The sequence below is a fragment of the Variovorax sp. P4_D9 genome (assembly GCF_056401695.1).
In genome coordinates this window covers 1-2,649 of record NZ_JBFUIU010001048.1, presented here as the reverse complement: position 1 = coordinate 2,649, position 2,649 = coordinate 1, and the positions used below count along the sequence as shown (strand labels likewise).

The following is a 2,649-nucleotide window of genomic DNA, read 5'->3' as shown; positions in this document are numbered from 1 at the left end:
CACCATGTACAACCTCGCGGAGCGCTCGGACGAGTTCAAGCCGGTGTTCAACGCCGCGCAGGGCTTCGTCGACGACGTCGCCTACTACGCCACGGACGCGGCCGACCTGGCGCCCAAGCTGCTGCCCAAGCTGGAACACTGGAAGGACATCACCAAGTCTCCGGTCAGCGCGGCTGACAACAAGGCCGTCGCCAAGCCGATCTTCGAGGGCACGCTGCTGTGGCTTCGCGATTCCAGCGGCAAGCCCGTCAAGGTGACAGCGCTCGAAGAAGAGGCAGCGAAGATGACGACCGACGAGAAGGCCCAGCGCATGCTCGCGGTCGGCAAGATCCAGTCGGGCATGCTCAAGGCGTGGCAGGCCATGCCGCTTGACAGCTACACCAAGGCGGTTGAAACCCGCTACGGGTCGCAGATGCTCGCGGCCGGCATCGTCTGGACGGACGCCGAGCTCAAGAGCATGTTCAACCTCGCGGACGCGCAGATCGATCTCTACAAGGAGTTCCGCGAGGCCACTGACCGCAGCCTCGACACCATGGCGCGCGCCGACATGCTGCGCTTCGGTGGCGAGGACGTGAAGGGCCTGCGCGAGGCGGTCATGGACGCAAAGGACGTGCAGGACGCGGCCGAGATGCTGCGCGACTACCTCATCGGTCTCGCGAACGAGGAACCAGACCGCGCCGCCCATCTGCTGAGCACCGCCAACGGCATGATCGAGCGCGCCGACAAGGTTGAGAACCTTCAGGACAAGGGCTACGCGCCGCTGTCGCGCTTCGGCAAATACACGGTCGACGTCGTCGTCGATGGCGAGCGGCAGTACTTCAGCCTGTTCGAGACGCCGGCCGATGCCAACAAGATGGCGGCGCGCATGAAGCAGGAGTTCGGCGAGAAAAACGTCACGCAGGGCACGCTCTCGGATGAGGCCTTCAAGATGCTTGCCGGCATCACGCCCGAATCGCTGGAGCTGTTCGGCAGCATGCTCGGCCTGGACAACACCGGCGACTCGGCGCAGGACCAAGCGTTTCAGGAGTACCTGCGGCTGACCAAGTCGAACCGCTCCGCCATGAAGCGCCTGATTCACCGCCAGGGCATCGCCGGCTTCAGCGAGGACGTGGGCCGGGTGCTCGCTGCATTCGTCTACAGCAACTCCCGCCAGACGGCCGCCGGCCTGCACCTGGGCGACCTGGGCGAGGCGATCACCCTGATCCCGAAGGAGCAGGGCGAGCTCAAGGACGCCTCAATGCGCTTGGCGGACTACGTCAAGAACCCGCAGGAGGAGGGCCAAGCGGTGCGCGGCCTGCTTTTCGCCCAGTACCTGGGCGGCTCGATCGCTTCGGCCTTCGTGAACATGACGCAGCCGATCGCCGTCACCTTCCCGTGGTTGAGTCAGTTTGGCGGCGCCCGCCAGTCGGCCGCGCAGCTCGGGCGGGCCGCGAAGGATCTGGCCAGCCGCGCCACCTTCGAGGACGACCTCGCGAAGGCACTCAAGCACGCCGAAGACGAGGGCACGGTCAGCCCGCAGGAAGTGCACCAGCTGATGGCGCAGGCTCGCGGCGCCGGCTCGCTGCAATCGGGCGACGGCACGCGCTACGGCGATGCAAGGGCGGCCGGGCGCAATGCGATGTCGCGCCTCGCGCTGGGCTGGGGCAAGGTGTTCGGCATGGCCGAGCAAGTGAACCGCCGCGTGACCTTCATCGCGGCCTACCGGATTGCCAAGGCGCAGAAGATGGCCGACCCGGCGGGCTTCGCCAAGAAGGCTGTCACCGAAACGCAGTTCCTCTACAGCAAGGCGAACAAGATGCGCTTTGCGCGCGGCGACGTGGGCGGCACGCTTCTCACCTTCAAGACGTATAGCGTGGCCTACCTCGAGCTGCTGCACCGGATGTGGACGCAGGGCGGCAAGGAAGGCAAGCACGCCGTGATGCTCGCGCTGGCCGTCATGCTGCTGATGAGCGGCGCCGGTGGGTTGCCGTTCTCCGACGACCTCGACGACCTGGCCGATGGCCTGGGCCAGCTTATGGGCTACAACCTGAACAGCAAGAAGGCCAAGCAGGAATTCCTCGAAGGCCTGTTCGGGCCGGCCATGGCGGGCTTCATCGAGCGCGGCATCACCGGGCTGCCAGGTGCGCCGCTGGACGTGTCGGGCCGGCTTGGCATGGGCAACCTGATCCCGGGCACCGGCTTGTTGACGGAGAAGACCAGCCATGCGCGTGACGTGCTCGAGATCGCCGGCCCGGCCGGTGACTTCGCCGGGCGGATCTTCAGCGGCAGCCGCAACATCCTGAGTGGCGAGTGGGGCGCGGGCTTCATGGAGATGATGCCTAAGGCCGTGCAGAACGCGGCCAAGGGCATCGACATGGCCACCACCGGCATGTACCGCGATGCCAAGGGCTACAAGGTGCTGGAGACGAGCCAGCTCGAGGCAGCGCTGAAGGCGATCGGCTTCCAGCCGGCCAACGTCTCCAAGATTCAGGAGTCCAATGCGGACGCCCAACAGGCGAAGGACTTCTACAGCCTGAAGGCGCAGGAGATCCGGGCCCAGTGGGCGCGCGGCATCTTCGAGCAGGACCAGGGCATGGTGGCCGACGCGCGCGCGGCGATCGCGGACTGGAACCGGAAGAACCCGGACCAGCCTATGCGCATCGACATGCC

The 2,649-nt window shown here is 66.3% G+C and carries 1 protein-coding gene; it reads left to right on the top strand.

Features of this window, described 5'->3' with window-relative positions:
- The coding region (locus AC1DY5_RS50665) for a PLxRFG domain-containing protein (RefSeq protein WP_478121854.1) at window positions 1-2,649 on the top strand (2,649 nt) is incomplete at both ends.